Source organism: Cohnella pontilimi (assembly GCF_005049045.1).
Lineage (GTDB): Bacteria > Bacillota > Bacilli > Paenibacillales > Paenibacillaceae > Cohnella > Cohnella pontilimi.
Window position 1 is genome coordinate 68,643 of record NZ_SUPK01000009.1, and the last position, 19,469, is coordinate 88,111.

The following is a 19,469-nucleotide window of genomic DNA, read 5'->3' on the forward strand; positions in this document are numbered from 1 at the left end:
ATATGATAGTGGAGGGGATGGGACATGAGTCTGTTTTACAGCAAGCTGTATTTCAGCTTTTTCATCGCATTCGGTGTCGTATTGGGCGGCGCGCTGCTGGCCGGAATGGGTTCCGTTTTCCTATGGACCCCTCCGAAAGTCAAAATGCTGGAAGTGGCCAACAGTCTTAAAATATGGGCCCTGGTGGCGGCGGTCGGCGGAACGATCGACCCGATCCGGGTCATCGAGTCGCATGTGCTGGAAGGACAATTGTCTGTCGCGCTGCAACAAATCAGCTTCATTCTTTTCGCTTTTCTAGGGGCTCATCTGGGAACGCAATTGATCCAATGGATGTGCGAAAACGGGGGGTGACCGCAACATGCGCGTCCCGTCTTTCGAGCGTTTCCGGAAATTCTCGCAGCTAGCGGCGTTTTTTGTGTGCGGCATGGTGGTAGGCGCGGCGGCGTTTAACGGCTTGTATCACGCGGCGTACAGCGAGGTCCTGCAGAAAAACTACGAGCTGATGGCGCAAATCGAGGACTACCGGGATCAAATCCAGCGTCTGGAATCCGATTTGGGCAAGGAAAGCGTGATCCACAGCATGATTGTGTTCGTTGGCGTACCGGAGGGCAAACCGGACATCGATGTCGTGACGGAGAAAGAATTGAAAACGAGGATCAAAAAAGATCTCGCCAGCTTCCGCGGAAGGAAGATTTACGATATCGGCAAAGACGCCTCCTTCGCGGAGAAACTTTTTGAGAACAAGATCTATACCGGAATTGGAAACAGCGATTATGCCGTGCGGATCAAGACGATTCTACTCGCAGACGGCGTCCTGCAGGTATGGGTCGAAGCGAGAGTTCATTTGCAGCCCTAAAATGCGCCCGGGCGCATCCTTTGTGATACAATGGGTGGCATCTACGATCGATACGAAAAAGGAGCTGCTTCTCTTGATTCAGGTACTGCAGTGGGCGCTCGGCCTGCTTATCGTCGTCACATCCGTCTTGTCCGCCGTCTTCAGCTATCGTGCCAGACGATCCGCCGACCCTGTACTTCGCGGCTTGAACACGGCCCGCATGAATATTTGCATGGGATTGATGCTCGTCTTTATCTCGCTCATCCAAATGATCGTGTTCACCGGTTCCACGCTTCGGGTCGTGATCGGAGCCATTTTCCAGGTCCTCGGGCTGTTCAATCTATTCGCGGGCATGCGCAATCAGTCCCATTTCAACCGGATGAAACGCGCTTAAGACGGGTCGATCGTCTGGGCGGTCAGCATCGCTTTGGCGATCAGCTCGCCGTCCTGCGACACTTGAACTTCCATTTTCACGTACCGGCGGCTCGCTTCGATGATTTGCGGCTGAATCGTAATGACCGCTTCGATCGGCACCGTCCGCAGGAAGTAAGTGGTCATGTTCTCTAGCACGTGCTCCCGTCTGCGAAGATCCTCCGCTGCCCGCGAGCCGGCCTGCTGCATAAGTGAAGCCAATACGCCTTCGGAAACCGTACCGAGCGGCCCTGACATTTGGGGCGTTGCCGTACCGGTGAAATAGATTCTGCCGTCCTCCTGCCGGCGCTCCGTCATCCCGCTCCACATGAGCGCGTCGAACGTTTCCCCCAAGCCGGAGGAGGGCCGGCTCTCGAATTGCATCGCCCGCAGCACTTCGCTTCGGCCGATCGTGCCGATCAGCTTGCGCTGCCGATCCGTCACAGGGAGCAGCTCCAGCCCTTCCGACACCATCCGGTGAGCGGCCGAGGTGATCGGCGTCGACATCGTCACCGTCATCGGACGGCGGGTCATGAGCTTGTCCAACGTCTGCGAGGAAGAAGCCCCGATCACGTCTTTGGACGTAATCATGCCTACCACCCGATTCCACTCATCCGTTACCGGAAACCTCGTCAGGCCCGTCTCCGCACTCAATTTGGCGAAATCCGCCGCCGTGGCGGACTGTTTTAACGAACGAATTTTGGACGACGGCTCCACCAGATCGGCAATCATCATAATCTTGCGTTTGATAAGCCGGTCGAACATGGCCCGGTTAATCATCGACGCCACTGTGAACGTATCATGACGGCACGTCAAAATCGGCAGCCGGCGCTCGTCGGCGAGCTGCTTCACGTCCTCGCTCGTCCCGAATCCGCCGGTAACCAATACGCCGGCACCTTGCTCCAGCGCAATCCGGTGCGCGTTTTCGCGGTTACCCACGATGAGCAGACTGCCGGCATCGATGTATCCCGCCATCTCGTCTAGCTCCATGGCCCCGATGACGAACTTGTGCAGTGTCTTCTCGAGGCCATCTTGTCCGCCCAGAAGGCTGCCCTGCACAATTTCCAACACCTCCGCGAACGTGAGCTGCTCCGGATTTCCGCGTCTTTTACGGTCCACCCGCACCGTGCCGATCCGCTCTTTCGTGCTGACGAAGCCCAGCTGCTCGGCCTCCTTCAGCGCCCGGTAAGCGGTGCCTTCCGACACTGCGCGATCCTTCGCCATTTGGCGAACCGATACTTTCGTTCCGACAGGCAGCTCCCGGATATATTGCAGCAGCTGCTCGTGTTTCGTGGCTTCCCCCGAAGTCCCGCCCGTTCCCGGCATTCCGTCTACCCCTCTTATGATTCGGATAGCTCCATCCTATCACACTCCGGGCGTCCGAATCTCCTGCCTCTCTATTCAATCAATCCGAGCAGCACATATTCGCGAAAAGAGACGATACCGTCCGCCGGCAGGCTGTTGGCTCTTTCAAAAGCTTTAACCGCATGTTCGGTCGAATAGCCGAACTTTCCGTTGCAGGGACCGTGATAAAAACCGGCGCCTCTCAGCCGGTTCTGGATGAGCATCACGTCCCCGCCCGTATGGCCGCGCAGCAAGCGGCGGGGCAGCTGGCGCGGTTCTCCGAGCACATGGCCCAAAATGGTCACTTTGGTACCGATTTTCACTCTGTTATACAGTTCTTCTACGTGACGATTAAACATCCTGACGCATCCATGGCTTGCATCCGAACCGATCGAACCGGGCCGATTCGTTCCGTGAATGCCGTATATCCCCCAGGGCACGTTTAACCCCATCCACCTTGTACCGAAGCCCGATCCCCAATTTTTGTACTTGTTGATCACTTTGAAATCTCCGATCGGCGTCGGTGTCTCCGGCTTTCCGAGCGCAATCGGATATTTTTTGATCGGCACATTATTTTGATAAAGGGTAAGCGTGTTGGTGCGGGGGTTGATGACAATGGACACATCCGCGCTTTGCGGCGGCTTGCCGGGCTTTCCGAAACGGGTAAAGGCGCTGGAGAAGCATAAGGCAGAAATGAGACAAACCGTCGCACAGAGCTTCAACAAAGTCTTCATCTTCTTCGCATCGCTATGGGAGCAAGGCATAAAAATCCTCCAGCGGCATGGCGCCGGTCATTATAATTCTGTGCAGTTTCAGCAGCCCCTGGCTTCTCTCGGCATACCCGGGCTCGCCGGTAACGGCATATCGATATCCGGCTAGTCTGACCGCCACGACGGAATCTTGGTCATACTTCCCGTAAGGATAGGCAAAAGCGTACGATCGATGGCCGAGCTGGCGGAAAATGGCGTCGCGGGATTCGACCAACTCGGCTCTCTTTTGAGCGGGGCTTATTTTCGTAAAATCGGGATGAGTCACGGTGTGGGACTGGGTATCGACAGTACCCGAAGCCTCCATCATACGCAGCTGCTGCCACGTTAAATATCCCGGCTTGCCCATTCTCCCCGTAATCGCAAAAATGGTCGCCTTCATGCCGGTACGCCGCAAGATCGGATAAGCCGCCGTGAACTGATTGTCATATCCGTCATCCATCGTGATGATGACCGGTTTCGGGGGGAGCGGACGTTGTCCCCAAGCCGCAAGATCGGCGAAAAACAGCGGGTGATAGCCCCTGTCGCGCAAATGCGCCAATTGCCGCTCGAAACGGGCAGGCAGCACGCTGAGCGGATCTTGCGGGTTGTCGGCCACAGAATGGTAAAGGAGAATCGGAATCGCTTCAGCCGGACTTTTGCGTGCAACGTTGTGGGCATGGAATGCGGACGTATAGGCCAGCCATAGGGCGTGTACAATGATGATCGCCGTTTTCATACCTCCAGTTTGCCCTACTCCGCAGGCGATCATGAGGAGTACTTTCCCTGCGAAGGTGGCAATCTACAAGAGTACTTACTCAAGGAGGCTGAAAAATGACACAACACAGGAAAATTCTCATTTTTTCGCTGGCCCTTATTTGCTGTCTGATCTGGACAACTCCGGCTTCCGCCGCGGATCCGGGCAAACCTTACCATTTCGGGTTTAAAAAGAGCAGAGACGGCAAGCTTCCGTCCATCGCCCAGGAAGGTTTTATGGGGGTTCTGCAAAAAAATGAAGCCGTCTTTTTGGGGAATACGAACCGCAAAGAGCTGTATCTGACGTTCGATAACGGCTACGAGAACGGTTATACCGCCAAAATTCTCGACGTTCTGAGAGATCATAAAGTACCCGCCGTGTTTTTTGTCACCGGGCACTTTGTGAAGGATCAGCCGGACTTGCTCAAGCGTATGGCAAAGGAAGGACATTTGATCGGCAACCATTCCTGGAGCCATCCGGATTTGTCCCAAGTGAACGAGACCCGGATCAAGGAAGAGCTGGAGAAGGTGCGGTTGGAAGTCACCCCATTGACCGGACAGCAGCAGATGAAATTTCTTCGTCCGCCCAGAGGCATTTTCAGCGACCGGATGTTAAGAGTTTCGCACCAGCTTGGTTACACGTCCGTCTTTTGGTCCATTGCCTATAAAGATTGGGACATCAAGCATCAAAAAGGGGCGGCTTTCGCCTATCAAAACGTGATGAACCAGCTTCACCCCGGCGCCGTCATTCTGCTGCACTCCGTGTCGAGCGACAACGCCCAGGCTTTAGGTACCATCATCGAGGACGCCCGGAAAAAGGGTTATGTATTTAAACGGCTTGACCAGCTGCAAAGCAAAACGTACCGGTAGCGGGCGAGCATGCATGATCATGCCTCAACACCACAAAAGAGCGGTCTCCCGCTCTTTGCGCAACGCTCAAAAACCCCCCTCCCCGCTTCTTTAGAAAAGCAGCGAAAAAGAAGGCCTGAGTCGCTCATTCGTCGACATCGTGGTGTCTGTTCAGATCTTTAATTCCCCGAGCTTGATTAGCTCGACAACCGCTTGCGAACGACCTTTGACGTTTAACTTTTGCATCACATTGGAAATGTGGTTGCGGACCGTTTTCTCGCTAATAAACAATTGCTGGGCAATGTCGCGAGTCGTCTTGTCCTGCACAAGCAGTTCGAACACTTCGCGTTCCCGATTTGTCAGAAGGAATTTGCTTTTGTGGTCGCTGCCTTTCAACGTGTGTCACCCCTCCTTGCCCGGGAATGGATTGAATACAAGGGATAGGGATACAGTCAACTTTATCATATGAACGGGTTTTTGCTATGGTGCGGTACGACGGGATAAATGGGCCGCGAAACAACAAGAGACGCAAACAAAAAAAGTCCCGAGAGAACTTCGTCTCCCTCAGGACTTGGCGTCGACAATCGATCGTATATTCCGTTACCGTCCGCCGCTTCCGGCCGCTCCCGCACCCAGCCTCCCGGTTTCTCCGCTGATTACACTATCCGGACTACGGGTGAGAGAAGGGAAGATCCGCTCCACCATGGCGTTAAACTCCATCAAATATCGCTGGACGGAGCTTCCTTGACTCACGGCGGCGGCATACCGGTTCATCCGCCCCACAAACTCGGGGTTTGAAGACACGTACACATTTTGAACGGTAGGCGACATGGCACGCACGTTGTCCGCGATTTTGTCGTGGAGCGTCCTCTGGCCAGAGTCTGCGGTGCGTTGATCTTCCATAACCGCGACATATGCGTTGCGATCGGTCACGATGACGTTAGCCGACTTCACTCCCGGTATCGTCTGTAAATGGGCCGCGATTCGATCGCTCCATTCCAGGTGATGATTTCCATGAACGCCGGTAACAAAGTTCTCCACCCTCGCGTCACCGTTCCGTCGGTTCATTTCCATGGCGCCGTCGTCGGCGAATCGTCTGCGGGTCGGCCCGCCGTAGGAGTGCACGCCGTTAATGGTAAGACCGTTCTTGTTGTAAGCATTCTGGTCGTTCTTGTAATAAGGGCGGATATTTTTTTGCCCGACGTCGCCCGTATGATCGTCCACGCACCCGGCCATGCCCAGTGCCGCAGACAGCAACAGCGCCGAAGCCGTCAACGCTTTGCGCATCGAATGCCCCCTCTCGTTAGAGATCGACGGTCTCAGCCAAGACTTAGGATGTGCGCAGGCCTTTGCAGCTATTCCACTTGCGGTTTGGGTATTGTTGTTGTACGATGGAAATAGACTTAATACCAGGTACTAATACCAAGTGATATAAAAGAAAGCGAGGGACCGGTCATGTCCATTACTCACCCGATTTCCGGATTCCAGTCGAAGGCGGCCATCACCGCGATCGGCAGCTACGTGCCCGATGGCGTCATTACGAACGGCGATCTTGAAAAACTCGTCGACACCGATCACGAGTGGATCGTGCGGCGTACCGGTATCGTGACCCGTCACCGGGCCGCGCCGGATCAGTTTACGAGCCATTTGGCCGTTGCCGCGGTCCAGGATTTGCTAAACCGTTATCCGACGCCGGCCGCCGACATCGATGCCGTTATTGTGGCCACAACGACGCCTGATATGCCGTTTCCCTCCGTGGCCTCCCAGGTGCAGCGGGCGTTCGGCATGACGCGCGCGCTCGCGGTAGACGTCAACGCCGCATGCGCCGGCTTCGTGACCGGCCTGCAGATGGCCAACGGCCTTCTGATGACCGGGGCATACCGTAAAGTGCTGGTAATCGGCGCCGAGACGCTGACCAAAATTACTGATTACTCGGACCGAGCCACGTGCATCCTATTCGGTGACGGAGCGGGAGCCGTTTTGGTAGAAGCCGCCGAACAGGGCGAATTCCTCTCGTCCTTCGCCACGACGGACGGAGCGGGCGGCAATCAGGTCTATGTTACGGGACTCGCCGATGTTTGGAACGGCCTTCCGCTCGAAGGTGACGGAAAACTGGTACAGAACGGCCGGGAAGTGTATAAATGGGCGGTGTCTACGATCCCGGACGGCGTTCGGAAGCTGACATCCGACGCCGGTTATACGCCGCAGGAGCTGGACTGGTTCGTACCGCACAGCGCGAACCTGCGGATGATCGAAGCGATCTGCGAGCGCCTGGAGCTGCCGGCGGACAAATCGCTGGAAAGCGTCGTGGACAATGGCAATACGTCGGCCGCCTCGATCCCGCTCGCGCTGGATGCCGGCGTCCGGAACGGCAAGCTGAAGCCGGGCCAACTGGTCGCGCTGTTCGGTTTCGGCTCCGGCTTGACGCAGGCCGGATTGCTGGTACGCTGGACCGCATGAACGGTTCAATTGTAAATCACAAACAGGAATTGGGAGCCCATCTTGGACTCTCTTTTTCTTTGTTTTGCATACTTGTAAACTTTCCTATTGCCCGTTCCAGGCGGAAGCGTTATGGTAAGGGCTGAGTCTGTCTGGAGGAGAGGGTAAGTTTTGTTTTCCGCTTTGCCGAATTCCGCTGAAGTTACACCTCGTTACCGTTTTATCAGCTTGGTGCTTGTGATCGTCGTCGCGGGCATGAGCCAAGGCCTGCTGCTGCCGCTGTTATCGATTTTGCTGGAGCGCTCGGGCGTCTCTTCGGATATGAACGGAATCAATTCCGCTGCCTTATATATCGGGGTTTTCTGCACGATGTTTTTCGTAGAAAAGCCGGTCGTCCGATTCGGGTATAGACCCGTCATCGTCGCCGGCTTACTCATAGTCACGATGTCTATGCTCATGTTTCCGTTAACCGATTCGCTTGCGGTGTGGTTCGTGCTGCGGCTGCTGATCGGAGTGGGCGACAGTTCGCTGCACTTCGCCACGCAATTATGGATCGTGAGTACAAGTCCGTCCGAAAGCCGTGGACGGTACATTTCGTTGTACGGCATGTCGTACGGACTCGGCTTCAGCCTCGGACCGCTTGGCATTAATTTGCTGCCGTTCGGCGAGGCGGCGCCATTCCTAGTGAACGGTTTGCTGTTTGCCATTGTGCTTCTGCTCGTGCTGCGTATCCCGAACCAAATGCCGGAGCGCGCCTCGAAAGGCGAATCCACAGAAAACCGTTTTGTCCGAACCTACCGGATCGCTTGGTTCTGTCTCATCCCCAGCTTGCTGTACGGCCTGATGGAAGCGTCCATGAACAGCAGCTTTCCATTGTACGGGCTGCGCATTGCGCTCGATCAGGCCTCCATCTCGCTGCTGCTGCTCACTTTCGGCATTGGCAGTCTGATTCTGCAGTTACCTCTGGGCGTATGGAGCGACAAAATCGGGCGAAAGCCGGTTTTGATGGGCTGCGCTGCGGCCGGTTCCGCGCTGTTCTTCGCGATTCCGGCCGCCGGCAACAATCTATGGCTGCTCGTTCCGATTTTCGCCGCAGCCGGCGGTTTCATCGGCTCCTTCTACTCGCTGGGCTTAGCCTATGCCGCCGACATTATGCCGCGGCCCATTCTGCCTGCCGCCAACGTGATCGCGTCCATCCATTTCAGCATCGGAAGCGTCCTCGGCCCGAGCCTCGGCGGGTATGGGATCCGCTACGTTTCCATCCACAGCATTTTTTTGTGTCTCGGGAGCGCATTTTTGATCTTCACGTTGTCGGGTTTCTTGTTTAGGAGAAAAAGAGCGGTTGGTGAAGAGCCAATTGTCTTGCACGGTTGAAGAGCTGCTCCCCTTCTATTGCACGCGATGTACTTGCACGTAATCGTCGATATTATCTCGCAGCCGGATCGTCACGGTGGAGGTCTTGACCACCCCGTTGCTGTAGGTCACAGTGAACACGAAGGAATAGGCGCCTTCCGGCAATTCGTTCAGCGGGCCGCCGGCGTCTCCCGAGCCAAGGACGCCTTTCCAAAGCGGCGAGGCCGGCACTGCGCTCAATGCTTTGCGAAGCTGCGGCGTTGCCGCGGCCACTACAGAGACCGGCTTTGTCCAGGAAGTACCGGATTCCGTCACGGTTGCTTCCAGCACGAATGCTTCCCCGGCCCAAAACCAATCCGCCGGACGCTGCGCATCGGGATGTTTCTCGTTGTAGCGGAGCCGGTTCGCCTCCCATGCCTCGGTATGTTTCACCACTCCCTGAATCCCTAACGCTCTTACCATGAAGGTTCTGGTCCGCGTCACGGCTGGCGCTTTGCCGTCGCTGATCGTTTGCTTCACCGTCCACGTACCCACGGCGACGGTTCCTGTCGGTAGCGCCATATCCGGCCCCGTTGCCGCATAAGGATAGGCCACGGTTGCGCTGTCATCCAGCCTCTTCGTTCCCGAAGGATCGAAAACCTCATATCGGACCACCAGGGAATCGCGTTCCGCATCGGCCAAGTTCAAAGACCGGATATGCGCCGTGTCCCCTTCGAAAATCGGCATCGAAGCGTCTTTCCCATCATAAGTGAACACGGTGAAATCACCTGTCGGTGCTGTGTTGTTCACGATTTTTACGCTCATAGTCTTGATCTCGACGTTCCCATTCGGCGTGCGTGCCGTCCATTCGAACGTGTATACCCCGTCCGCGATCGGTTTCTGCGGCGTGAACGAGACACTCCATTCCTTGCTGCCCGTACCGGCGGTGGAAGTTACGGTCCCGCTCAGCGTCAGCGACTTTTGAAACGGCTGCCCTTTAAAAGCGATCACCGTCACCTGATGGGCATACTCCGTAGTCGTTGCGGCGACCGTCATCGGTTGTCCGACGGTAGCCGTGTCCGACACACCATAGGAGGTACGGATCTCCGGCGTTAATTGAATGGGCGTCAAGACTTTCACTGGAAAATCGAGATTCGCTTTCGTGCCGTTGGCCGCATTGGCTTGAATTCGGTAGATATAAGAGCCGTCCGGCGTGGTGGCCGGAATACCGGTGTTCACATCGCTCCATTCGATGTCGCTGCCGCTTTTCGTACCCGTGTAATAGGGAACGACTTTTCGGATGTAATTACCGGAGACCGACATCAGCAGCTCCAAATTCACCGAGGAAGGATAGCGCGTCCACAGCTTGTGGGCCACTAAATTTTCTCCCGCGGGAACCCCTCCAGCGAGCGTGAACGCGCCGTCTTCCGCCTTCAAGTTCCCTTTCAGCTGCGGCGGCGGTGCAGGTGAAAGCGTGAAGGTCATCACAAACGGATCGGACCATACGCCTTCGATATCCTTGACCGTGTACTCCAGGCGGTATGAGCCTGGAGCGAGCTCGTCCGGAATGCGATAATACCATTCCCCGCTGAATTGATAGCGAATTTTTCTCTCCACAATTCCCTTGTTTACCGGGTCGCTTACGTTATGGTCGAGGTCATAAGATTTGTCCACCCACGTTGTCCGATAACAGCTGCAATTCACGTCATAGGTCCAGTCGAGTTCCGCTTCCGCAATGGGCTTGCGATGGACCCGCACGATCGTTTCTGCATCGTTCGAGTAATAACTGTACTTGGCAAATTTCGGGTCCGTGCTCGGTTGGTCTTTTACCCTCCGGAAAATACGGTATTCGCCGGGAAACGCAAAACTGGTTTTCAGCGATTCGGCGGTATATTTCGTCGGGTCAAAAGCGGTAAGGGCGAACGACGCATGCCCGGTCGGATTGTCGTAAAAATGCTCGTCGTGAACGTATTGCATTTGCTGTAGAACAATCGGATCCAATTCCGGATCCGTTTCCTCGGTCAGCAGGTTGAACGTTTCGTTCACAAGCACAGTTTGTGCAGCGGTTGCCGCAAACTGCGAAGAAATCGTGTCGATCACGCTTTGTGTCAATTCCTCGATCGGCTGCCCTTTATTTTCAATGAAGTCGGCCGGCGAGGATTGACCGGTTATTGGCGGTGATCCGACGAGAATGATTTTAGCATCGGATATCCCCTTCACCCTGTTGAAATCCGGAAGTTCATTGATGATGTTGTCGGAGATGTAGATGATATATTTTTGCGAAGTTGTGCGGGTAAACGGATTGGTGAACGGCTGCCGGATGTCTTTATAGAGGGTGCCCGTATAATAGCCGTAATAGTTCGGTACCCAGCGCCAGTCGTAAACGTGGTAAGTTTCCGTCCAAGTTTTGGTCACCGTTCCGGAGTAAGTGTAGTATCGCACCCAGTTGAAGCCGAGATAGTTCCCCTTACTGTCATATACGCCTTGTGAACTGTAGTCGTAAGAGCTCTGTGAAAGAGTGCCCGAATAACCGCCACTGCTGTAATACACGGAGCTAGGGCATTTGGCCGTTTCGGGAGAGCTGCCTGCGGCAACAAAACCGCTCGACGAACAGGAGCTCGTAGCGCCGTGCGAGTCGGACATCGGCTTTGTCGCATCGTATCCGAAGTCTACATTTGTGCCATTGTCCGTCACACTTTGCCGATCCAGCGTTCCGCAATATCCGCCGCTGCTGCACCAATAGTATTTTGCCGGCGGATAGGATTGACCCGTGTTGTAAGTCGTGGATCCCGGTTGTGAGTAGGTGTAGGTGTGCATGTCCCATACATTGACCTGCGGATCCGCTCCCTCTCTCCGCAGCCCATTATTGATGGTGACCGTGCTGCTCTTAAGATAGTCAATCTTGCTTTGGGCAAGATTTTTGTCGGCCATGAAATACGCATCGATCTGCGGCCGGACAGCCGGAATATCTGTATAGATGTCATTGTATGGGATGTAGTTGTCCACGATGAACTCAAACTGCTTGGTGGTGCGCCTTTTATCCGCTTCGGTGATGAATTCAGGGAACGTCTCTTGCCCGAAGTCCTCTTCCACCGTGATCTTGATCCGATACTTTCCAAGCCTCGAAGCCGCCGGTTTATACTGCGTTAAAGGGCCGCTTATCGTGTCGATCCATTCGGAGTAGGTTTCGTCGCCGTTGACATCATAGTAAACCTCGATACGCTCCGTGGTGATCGTGTCGTAATCCGTACTGACCGCATCATCGACGAATGTGACAGCATCCTCACGGCTGATTTGACTGGAGTACGGATAAAAAACGACAGCCGGATTCTCGTCTCTCAGGACGGTGAATGGCAGCACATAAACTTCCGATTTGCGGCCAAGCGCATTCGTCACGGTGAGTGTCACCTGATATTCGCCAGGTTTTTTATAGAGGAACTCTTTATGCTGCGTCCCGTCCATCTTCATTCGACGATCGCTGTCGCTTCCTTCGATTGCAGACCAAGACCATTGCCAGCCGGTAATCGGGTATGCCGCTTGAACATAAGGGTCAATCGCTTGTGCGGAAGTATCGTCGATGGACATTTTCCGATTTTCTTTAAACAGCCCGCCATAGAACTTAAATTGAGCTCGCGGCATGGTGTCGTGGACATTGATCCATCTCTGGGTCGTACACCCTGGATCATAGTCAGGCGGTACCTTCGGATCGTCAGGAGGGTTTGGTACCCACCTAATCGCTATGTAATGGAGTCCGTCTGCATCGTCACCGAAAACATACTCTCCTGAGAAGAAAGCGACATCGTTTACTTCCATTCCATCTACCCAAACTCTTCTCTCTTTCACCTTGCTTGCGTCTGTGTCGTCGGATGCGGGGTAGGCCAATATGTCAAAGGCATCGTTCGGAAGAGTTGGCTTACACGCTAAAGGAGGAGGCAAGAATGGTTGGGGAGGAGGCCAGGGCGGCTGTGGCGGAATGTCATCCACCTCTTTGATCACCGGGATTTGTCCTTTGTGAATGTTTTATTTAGTGTCGTCGTACCGGCGTCGAATACTCTTTCAACATTCGTCGTTCCATAGTGAGCCTCAGCTTTCAGTTGAACGTTAACGGAATCGCCGGCTTTGAAGTCACTGTTTTTGAAGCTCAGGGTTTCAAAGTAATTTCCTATTTGTCTACCCTTATCGTAGGTGACTTTCCCACTCTGATCAGTCGTGACTGTATCCGTTCGTGGATCCTGACCGCTTATTGTGTAGGTTATGGTGAATTTCCAGTAAGCGACGTCGTTTCGGGTGTAATATTCTAATTTTCTAAAAGGATCTTTATACATGACATCTTCATCTGCGGGATCGACTTTACGGTCATCGTTGATGATAGATTGAAAATCAAATGTCCATTGCCATGTATTCGGCAGTTTGGAGAGATCCATTTCCATGGGCTCTCTTGATTTGATTGTCGTACTTTTTAGGCCTGGGTTCTTTTTGCCCTCCAACTTTGTTAACGGAAAAGATTGGTACCAAATGTCACCGTCAGATTGTTGGTGAAACATCCGTCCTTGTCCGTCAGCCCATACGGATGGTGCTTGTTCAACGTACATATAATCGAAGAGGTGGCGAGTAGTTTTGGAAAGAATAGAATCTTTGGGCTTTCCACCTGTTGCTTCGATTATCCCCCCCTCGAAATTGTCGTTATGGACCCACGAATCGAATTGGTTAATGACGCGAGGGCCTGCCCTATAGATGTTATCTGGATTTTGGTACTGTTTTCCGAAATCCGGGGAGAAGCTTGCTGGCCGTTGTCGGTTACCTAATGTCAGATTGCTTTCCCATGGTCGGTAAACCCACTTTTTCTGATCGGCTTCTAATCCACTATTGGCATCATCCCAGAAATAAGGGTTTGAGTATTTGGAGCCACCTAGATCGTATCCATAATAGCGGTATTCTCCTCTAGTGCCATTACTATTTCTGTAGTACGGATGCGGCGGCGCAATCGTTGTATCGGTGTTTTTCCTTGGTTTCCTATCTAATGTCTGCCATGTCGTCTTGAAATCGCTTGCTCTCAAGTTGAGATCATATTCTGTTCCATATACTACAACCTGTTGATCGTCCCACAGCTTCTGATTAAACCCCTTAACAAGAATGCGCTTTTTCAGTGGATCATCGGGATCTGTGAATTGGATACAGGTTGAATACCCTGGAGGTGGTGAAGTATAGGCGTATTTTTCTTTACATGTTGTTAGCGACATTCCTGCGGCCGTAACTTGCTCCATTGGAAGCAGTGTCGTAGTAAGAATAATGAGCATGAGATACGTAATTAACTTTTGTTTGTCCTTTCGTACCAGCCTCATTACTTAACTCCTTTCTTATGTGGTAACAAGAAGGGCTTTTCAGCGCCTTTCTCAGCCTCTTTATTTATCTCCATATGCCCCTACCGAAATTTGGAGGTACTTTCTACCGTTACTGACTATGAGAATGTCCCTTCCCTCAAAAGTCTTTTCGATATTCACGGAATTTCCATTGCGATCCGATGCCACTGCAGTATCGATTAGTTTTTTTACAGGCTCGGGATTCTTATAAACAAGTGATAAGAACTCATAAATCGGCTTGGATGCTCTTTCAGCACGGCCAGCAACGGTTTCAAGAGCAATGTTGTAGTTTCTACTAACAAAGGAAATGCTCATATCTCCGTAATTATTGGAGTCGCTGAAATCCATGTAAAATTCTTTATACAATTCTTTTTCTTTTTGAGTGTCATTTTCGTAGTAACCAAGTACTCCTAGGTGAGCGTCTGTGGAACCTTCGTAGGTAGACTGAGATGACAAAAGTGAATCATAGACTTTTTTCATTTCTTGATTTGCAAAAATAATTACCATAGTATCGAACCCGGGATCATTAACAACTGCATATGGCACACCATTCAAATTGATGTTCACCTTATTTCTTTTCGAACTGTCCGCCAATAGGGATGTGATCTGAACGGCCTCGGCCCGTGTGATTGCCGCCTTAGGATTAAAAAACCCTTTATTTCCGTTCATGATTCCGCGGGCTGCTACTTTACCGATAGACCGGAGGTAGTAATTTTCTTCAACTCGATTCATGTCTTTGAACAATTGCGCCGCAGCGATTTCGGCGTATTCATCGGTAACGTTTCCATGGAAATATGAATCAAGGGTGTAGATCATTGCTGCGGCTCGTTCACGGGTTAGCAATTCATTGTAGCGGCCTGCATATTCATTGTTTCGAATTACACCCATGATTTTGGCGTTTTCAACATAAGAAGCGTACCACGGCTTTCCCGGCTTAAACGAAACTCTAGCGTCCATCACCACTGTTTTAAACCAATCAGGAACCAGAGCGAGCTGCTTCTCCGCCCAGTACATATTGCCTGATTCGTCCTTCTCCGCCATGGACGTATACATCATCACAATAAATTGAGCGACCGTCACCGAATCGTTTGGCCCGAAGGTGCCGTCTGGAAAACCGGCTACGATGCCTTTTGCCGCGGCTTCTTCAATGACCGCTTTTGCCCAGTGACCTTCGATATCCTTGAATTTCATAGCCGTTACCGGCTCGGGGCCGGCTGCGGAAACCCCAGCTTGTCCCGCCAACAGTGCTATCATCGCGATTACAATTAATACCGTTCCATGCCACTTTCTCATCATTTACGCCACCTTTCAGCTTGTTTTTTCTCCATAAAAAAAACAAAAAGAAAGCACTTCCGTCATCCATTTCTGAACCCGCGGGTGCTTCCTCGCTCTTTCCGATATTCGGTTGGATGATCCCATTATAAGAAGAACTTCCAAAATTCGTCAACCATTGATTTCCTGTGACAAGCGACAAGCGGTTAAACCGGCTGCTCATACGCCAATTGATGGCCTTCCTCAAAACCTATGAGGAAGCCTTCATCGAAACCGTTCCGATACGCTTCCTCAAAAGCTTGCGCGTCATCCTGACTGGATACTGCTTTTAACCTTAAACGCTGTCGACTCCGACTCTTTCCGCTTGTTGCACGTACGACTCCTCGTTTGGTCTCCTTTTTCCGATGTGATGCGCCGCGGGAAGCTTTACCCGTCTTCCGTTTCACTCCCCAACACCTCCCACTCGCCGCCCCGAGCTTCGGGAGCACCGGTCAACCTATCACAGCATCTGCCGAAGCACCGGAGGTGCGATAATCGGCAGCCCGCTTTCCCTCGACATGAGTCTTTCCGTACTTATCTCTCTCACCGGCTTCAGATGCAGATTCCATGCCTCCATCGCAGACCGGTTGACGATCCGCCGTACTTTGCCGCCCTCGACGTGATAATGGTTTCCGTCCGGAAGCCTTACTACGCCCAGCAAGCGGCTGCCAGACTCCGTCAGCCCCCGGAACTCAAGTTCTGGCTTTTCATACTCCACCGGCTTTCCAAGCGGCCAACGCCTCAAATCCACTTGCGATACTCGAACAGCCGGGACCGAAACCGTCCCCCTTACCGGATGGCGCTCACCGTTTTCGATCCAATAAACGGTAGGCCCTAGGGCTCTCACGAGAATCCGTTCCGGATAAAAAACAGCCGTATGTGCAGTGGTCCTCTGCGGAGTAATAGAATGTATGCCAGCACTTTCCATCCACTCCAACATTGAATTCCATTTCTCCAAAAGCCGCTCATTGGGCTCTCGTACGCCGCCGAATCCGTTGTAATGAACGAACGTATCTCCCGCCGTCATCAGATGTCTGCCCAGCAGGCGCACCCGAAGGAAGTAATCCTCATCCTCGCAGCTGCCGTTCTCAAAGCCTTCATCGAAAAACCCTATCTGCTCGAATAATTCACGGCGGAAAAGCAGGCAGCATCCCGGCAACCGGTCCGTTTTTCGCCATCGTTTCGAATTTTGCCGGTTGTTTCTATGCTCGATTTCCTGCATTTCCTTCGCTGTCCGATCGGTCACCGGTCCCACCATGCCGATCTGCGGATTGCTGTTCAGACAACGCAGCATGTTGTCGAGCCATTTGTGCGTGACCATCGTATCTTCGTGCAGCAGAGCGATCGTAGTCCCCTTGGCCATCGTCAATCCGACGTTTACCGCTCCCGCATACCCCCGGTTCTTATCCAATTTTCTGCTTCTGACCGCGCCCGCCAAGCTCTTCAAATAAGATGAAGTCCCGTCGTTCGACCCGTTATCGACCACTATAATTTCATGAGACGAGGCCGTATGTTCAAAAATGTTGTCGAGGCATTTTTTAAGCACCTGCAGGCGGTTGAAGGTGGGGATGATGATGCTGGTTCCTTCGAAATGGATGCCGTACCCTCGCTGCCCAACCGCCAATCCCAAGCGTCGGCCCTCCTCAAAACCTTCCTGATAGCCCGTTCGCGCTGCTTTTTGTTCCCTACGGACGGGTGCCACGGCAATACCCCTTTCCGAGTGCTCAGCCTTCGTGATAGAGGAGAACGTCATGACAAACGACCAGTTTGTATCCTGCCTTCCTCGCCTGCAGACCATAATCATCGCCATGACCGATCCGGTCCATCACTTCCCGCCGGAACGCCAAGCAGAAACTCTCGACATGCTTAACCTCTTTCCACCTGGTGGAATCGGAAACATTCACAACGGCCGCGATTCTTTGAAATTCATCCAAGTCTTGAAAAGGATAGTCGACATGTTGGGAACCGCCGGCACGGTTGCTGACGGGGCCGACGATGCCGATGTCCGGTTGGCTGTAGAGTGCCGTGACAAGATTGCGGAGCCAGTTGGGCGTGACGACCGTATCGTGTTTCATCAGCAAAAAGGTATCTCCGTCAGCCATGCGAAAGCCTATGTCGCAGGCGGCGCAAAATCGTTCCGGGTGCGGCAGGGAGAGAAACGGGATCTTTTGCCGGATGCACCATTCGGACGTGCCGTCTGACGATGCGTTGTCCACCACAATGAGCTGGTACGGAACGTCTGATGTGTGGGTTCGTATCGACTCCACGCATCTTTGCAGAAAATCCAGCCGGTTATAAGTCGGAACGATGATGGATACCAGGTTCATCTCACCCATTCCTCGATCACCTGACGGTTTCGATATCGGTCCGGGTACAAAAGTCGAATTCCTGCAGCCGACAACGCATGCCGCCAAGCTTCCGCATAGTCCAAGACAGTTTTGATGAATGCCGCGCTATCTTTGTGCCGTTTGCGGACGGGAACGCGGCCTCCGACGCCCACCTTCAACCCGCTCAGAATGGCGGCAGCATGAGCCTTGGGCGGACACATTAATGCGGCAATCCCAAGCGAATCGAGCGCCCGGCGGGACAGTGCGAACGGGAGCATATTCATCGTATTGGCCTTTAAATCTGTCCGCCTCAAGGAAGTATTCAGGAATTCCGCCATCCGGTAATCGTAAGGCCGCTGATCAAACCGTCCGAGTTCGGCAGACACGTTATTCAGCGCAGCGTCCAAACCGGAGTCCGCTGCCCACAAAAACCTCCCGAGTTTCGCCGCTTTTACGGGACGTTCGGCATCGACGAACAGAACGGTATCGGTACCTGTCAATTTTGCGCCCAGTGCCCGTCCGCCGTCCGGGTCCTGCATTTCCGGCGAGTAAACAATCAGAACGTCGGGTTGCGCCCGTACTTTCTCGAAAAAAGCTGGTGTGGCGTCATGCATCACAACCACCATTTGATGAAGCGGCAGTCCGCGCAACTGTCTTAATACGTGACATAGTGTGGAAGTCTGGCGGGGGGCGTGCAGAACGGCCGCCGCCGTGCCTCGAAGGGGCAATGGGAGCAACTTGAACGCGATGCGGGCACCTTGACGGAAACCGGCGGCATAACGGTTTCCTTGCCGTACCAGATTCAACCATACCGGGTTTCGGCCGAACAGTTTTCGAGCTCTGCGTGACCACTTTTCCTGAACCTTACGTCTTGCAGTGCTTGAACTGATCTGGCCTGCATGGCGTTTGCGCCAAGATTTCCCGTCCAAGTAGCCCAGCGAATAACAAGAGATTTTCATCCGTCATCTCACCACCCTTGGCGGTAGTTGATGTTCTTCCTATTCACGCGGGGCCCGCGATTTTCCAGCCACCAATGGATCGCTTCCAGGTGATCGCCGACAATCAAAGAAGAGAGGGACTGGGTTCGCTCTCGTCTTATTCTCGGTGCGTTGAGCCTGCCCACATCCACATGTCCGCTGAGCCGAACGATCAGCCCGCTTCCGATGGCTTTCGCTTGAGCCAGCGGCGGAACGGCCAGAGATGAAGCGCCGATCACATCCAATGCTTTACGGCTCAAGGCGTGCGGTATCGCCGTCAAGGACGCTCCCCGCAAATCCTGCCGGCCCAAAAAAACGTTGAATGCATGCTTGGCAAGAACGACACGGTGTACTTTGCTTCGTTTGACGGGTCCCGAGTAATCGTTTAACGCCACATCGGCTCCGCTGCTCACATCCGCCACGAAGCGATGGAGTTGTTTTGCCGGAATCACCATATCCGCATCGATAAAAAGCAGAATGTCCCCTCTCGCTTCCAGCGCGCCGATCGCTCTACCGACATCGTGGCCAAGCGGCTTGTCGAAGAAGATGACCCGGGCACCGCTCCTTCGGGCAATTCGGAGAGAACCGTCCGTGGAACCGTTCACCACCGCGATGACCTCGGTATCCGGATCTACGCGGGAAGCTTCTTGCAGCACCCTCTTCAGCGTTCGCCTCTCATTCATCACCGGGATGATGACGGAAACCCGGGGCTTCCGTGAAGAGTGACTTTGCCCGGACGCCTCCGAGCGTGCACCGTCAGCCAATGTTGTTTTCGCCATTGC

General features: G+C 53.4%; 19 protein-coding genes. 6 read left to right on the forward strand and 13 right to left on the reverse strand.

Annotated elements, in window-relative coordinates; genetic code table 11:
- Positions 1-24 precede the first annotated feature (24 nt).
- From E5161_RS17430 to E5161_RS17440, 3 genes are read left to right on the forward strand one after another with little or no spacing between them, the layout of a single operon-like run.
- A complete protein-coding gene (locus E5161_RS17430) occupies positions 25-351 on the forward strand; it encodes a YtrH family sporulation protein (RefSeq protein WP_136779174.1) in 327 nt (108 codons plus the stop codon).
- A 7-nt stretch (positions 352-358) separates the two neighbouring features.
- On the forward strand, positions 359-856 hold the full coding sequence (locus E5161_RS17435; protein ID WP_136779175.1) for a sporulation membrane protein YtrI: 498 nt from the start codon (positions 359-361) through the stop codon (positions 854-856).
- A gap of 22 nt (positions 857-878) precedes the next feature.
- Positions 879-1,229 carry a YtpI family protein gene (locus tag E5161_RS17440; RefSeq protein ID WP_246042381.1) on the forward strand — a complete coding sequence of 117 codons (351 nt, stop codon included), beginning with the start codon at positions 879-881 and terminating at the stop codon, positions 1,227-1,229.
- Here E5161_RS17440 and E5161_RS17445 read toward each other — a convergent pair.
- The 3 genes from E5161_RS17445 to E5161_RS17455 form a co-directional block, all read right to left on the reverse strand.
- A complete protein-coding gene (locus E5161_RS17445; RefSeq protein ID WP_136779177.1) occupies positions 1,226-2,572 on the reverse strand; it encodes a DRTGG domain-containing protein in 1,347 nt (448 codons plus the stop codon). The genes E5161_RS17440 and E5161_RS17445 overlap by 4 nt on opposite strands.
- A 71-nt stretch (positions 2,573-2,643) precedes the next feature.
- Positions 2,644-3,354: a L,D-transpeptidase family protein gene (locus E5161_RS17450; protein WP_246042383.1), complete on the reverse strand. Its 711-nt coding sequence runs from the start codon at positions 3,352-3,354 to the stop codon at positions 2,644-2,646.
- A complete protein-coding gene (locus E5161_RS17455; protein WP_169306744.1) occupies positions 3,338-4,075 on the reverse strand; it encodes a polysaccharide deacetylase family protein in 738 nt (245 codons plus the stop codon). The genes E5161_RS17450 and E5161_RS17455 overlap by 17 nt, the downstream gene beginning before the upstream one ends.
- A gap of 95 nt (positions 4,076-4,170) precedes the next feature.
- Between E5161_RS17455 and pdaA the strand changes: the two genes are divergently transcribed.
- Positions 4,171-4,962 carry a delta-lactam-biosynthetic de-N-acetylase gene (gene pdaA / locus E5161_RS17460; RefSeq protein WP_136779179.1) on the forward strand — a complete coding sequence of 264 codons (792 nt, stop codon included), beginning with the start codon at positions 4,171-4,173 and terminating at the stop codon, positions 4,960-4,962.
- Between the two features lie 150 nt (positions 4,963-5,112).
- Here pdaA and E5161_RS17465 read toward each other — a convergent pair whose 3' ends face one another.
- Together E5161_RS17465 and E5161_RS17470 are read right to left on the reverse strand one after the other, a co-directional pair.
- Complete coding sequence (locus tag E5161_RS17465) at positions 5,113-5,337, reverse strand: helix-turn-helix domain-containing protein (protein ID WP_019422432.1); 225 nt, start codon at positions 5,335-5,337, stop codon at positions 5,113-5,115.
- A gap of 204 nt (positions 5,338-5,541) precedes the next feature.
- Positions 5,542-6,228 carry a YhcN/YlaJ family sporulation lipoprotein gene (locus E5161_RS17470; RefSeq protein WP_136779180.1) on the reverse strand — a complete coding sequence of 229 codons (687 nt, stop codon included), beginning with the start codon at positions 6,226-6,228 and terminating at the stop codon, positions 5,542-5,544.
- 168 nt (positions 6,229-6,396) lie between these two features.
- On the opposite strand from E5161_RS17470, the gene E5161_RS17475 reads away from it, so the two are divergent.
- Positions 6,397-7,401: a ketoacyl-ACP synthase III gene (locus tag E5161_RS17475; RefSeq protein WP_136779181.1), complete on the forward strand. Its 1,005-nt coding sequence runs from the start codon at positions 6,397-6,399 to the stop codon at positions 7,399-7,401.
- A 150-nt stretch (positions 7,402-7,551) separates the two neighbouring features.
- On the forward strand, positions 7,552-8,754 hold the full coding sequence (locus E5161_RS17480) for an MFS transporter (protein WP_246042385.1): 1,203 nt from the start codon (positions 7,552-7,554) through the stop codon (positions 8,752-8,754).
- Between the two features lie 15 nt (positions 8,755-8,769).
- On the opposite strand, the gene E5161_RS17485 is transcribed toward E5161_RS17480, so the two are convergent.
- The 8 genes from E5161_RS17485 to E5161_RS17520 all read right to left on the reverse strand — a co-directional run bounded on the left by E5161_RS17485 (position 8,770) and on the right by E5161_RS17520 (position 19,466).
- Positions 8,770-12,297 carry a hypothetical protein gene (locus E5161_RS17485; protein ID WP_136779182.1) on the reverse strand — a complete coding sequence of 1,176 codons (3,528 nt, stop codon included), beginning with the start codon at positions 12,295-12,297 and terminating at the stop codon, positions 8,770-8,772.
- Positions 12,298-12,704: 407 nt separating this feature from the next.
- Positions 12,705-14,054, reverse strand: a complete 1,350-nt coding sequence (locus tag E5161_RS17490; RefSeq protein WP_136779183.1) for an Athe_2463 domain-containing protein — start codon at positions 14,052-14,054, stop codon at positions 12,705-12,707.
- Positions 14,055-14,114: 60 nt separating this feature from the next.
- A complete protein-coding gene (locus E5161_RS17495) occupies positions 14,115-15,368 on the reverse strand; it encodes an S-layer homology domain-containing protein (protein ID WP_136779184.1) in 1,254 nt (417 codons plus the stop codon).
- A 182-nt stretch (positions 15,369-15,550) separates the two neighbouring features.
- Complete coding sequence (locus E5161_RS17500; RefSeq protein ID WP_136779185.1) at positions 15,551-15,790, reverse strand: hypothetical protein; 240 nt, start codon at positions 15,788-15,790, stop codon at positions 15,551-15,553.
- A gap of 53 nt (positions 15,791-15,843) precedes the next feature.
- Positions 15,844-17,013: a glycosyltransferase family 2 protein gene (locus E5161_RS17505; protein WP_169306746.1), complete on the reverse strand. Its 1,170-nt coding sequence runs from the start codon at positions 17,011-17,013 to the stop codon at positions 15,844-15,846.
- A 94-nt stretch (positions 17,014-17,107) separates the two neighbouring features.
- Positions 17,108-17,719 carry a glycosyltransferase family 2 protein gene (locus E5161_RS17510; protein ID WP_136779187.1) on the reverse strand — a complete coding sequence of 204 codons (612 nt, stop codon included), beginning with the start codon at positions 17,717-17,719 and terminating at the stop codon, positions 17,108-17,110.
- Positions 17,707-18,669 carry a family 2 glycosyl transferase gene (locus E5161_RS17515; RefSeq protein ID WP_136779188.1) on the reverse strand — a complete coding sequence of 321 codons (963 nt, stop codon included), beginning with the start codon at positions 18,667-18,669 and terminating at the stop codon, positions 17,707-17,709. Before E5161_RS17515 ends, E5161_RS17510 begins: the two co-directional genes overlap by 13 nt.
- Positions 18,670-18,677: 8 nt before the next feature.
- Positions 18,678-19,466 carry a glycosyltransferase family 2 protein gene (locus E5161_RS17520; RefSeq protein ID WP_136779189.1) on the reverse strand — a complete coding sequence of 263 codons (789 nt, stop codon included), beginning with the start codon at positions 19,464-19,466 and terminating at the stop codon, positions 18,678-18,680.
- Positions 19,467-19,469: the final 3 nt, after the last annotated feature.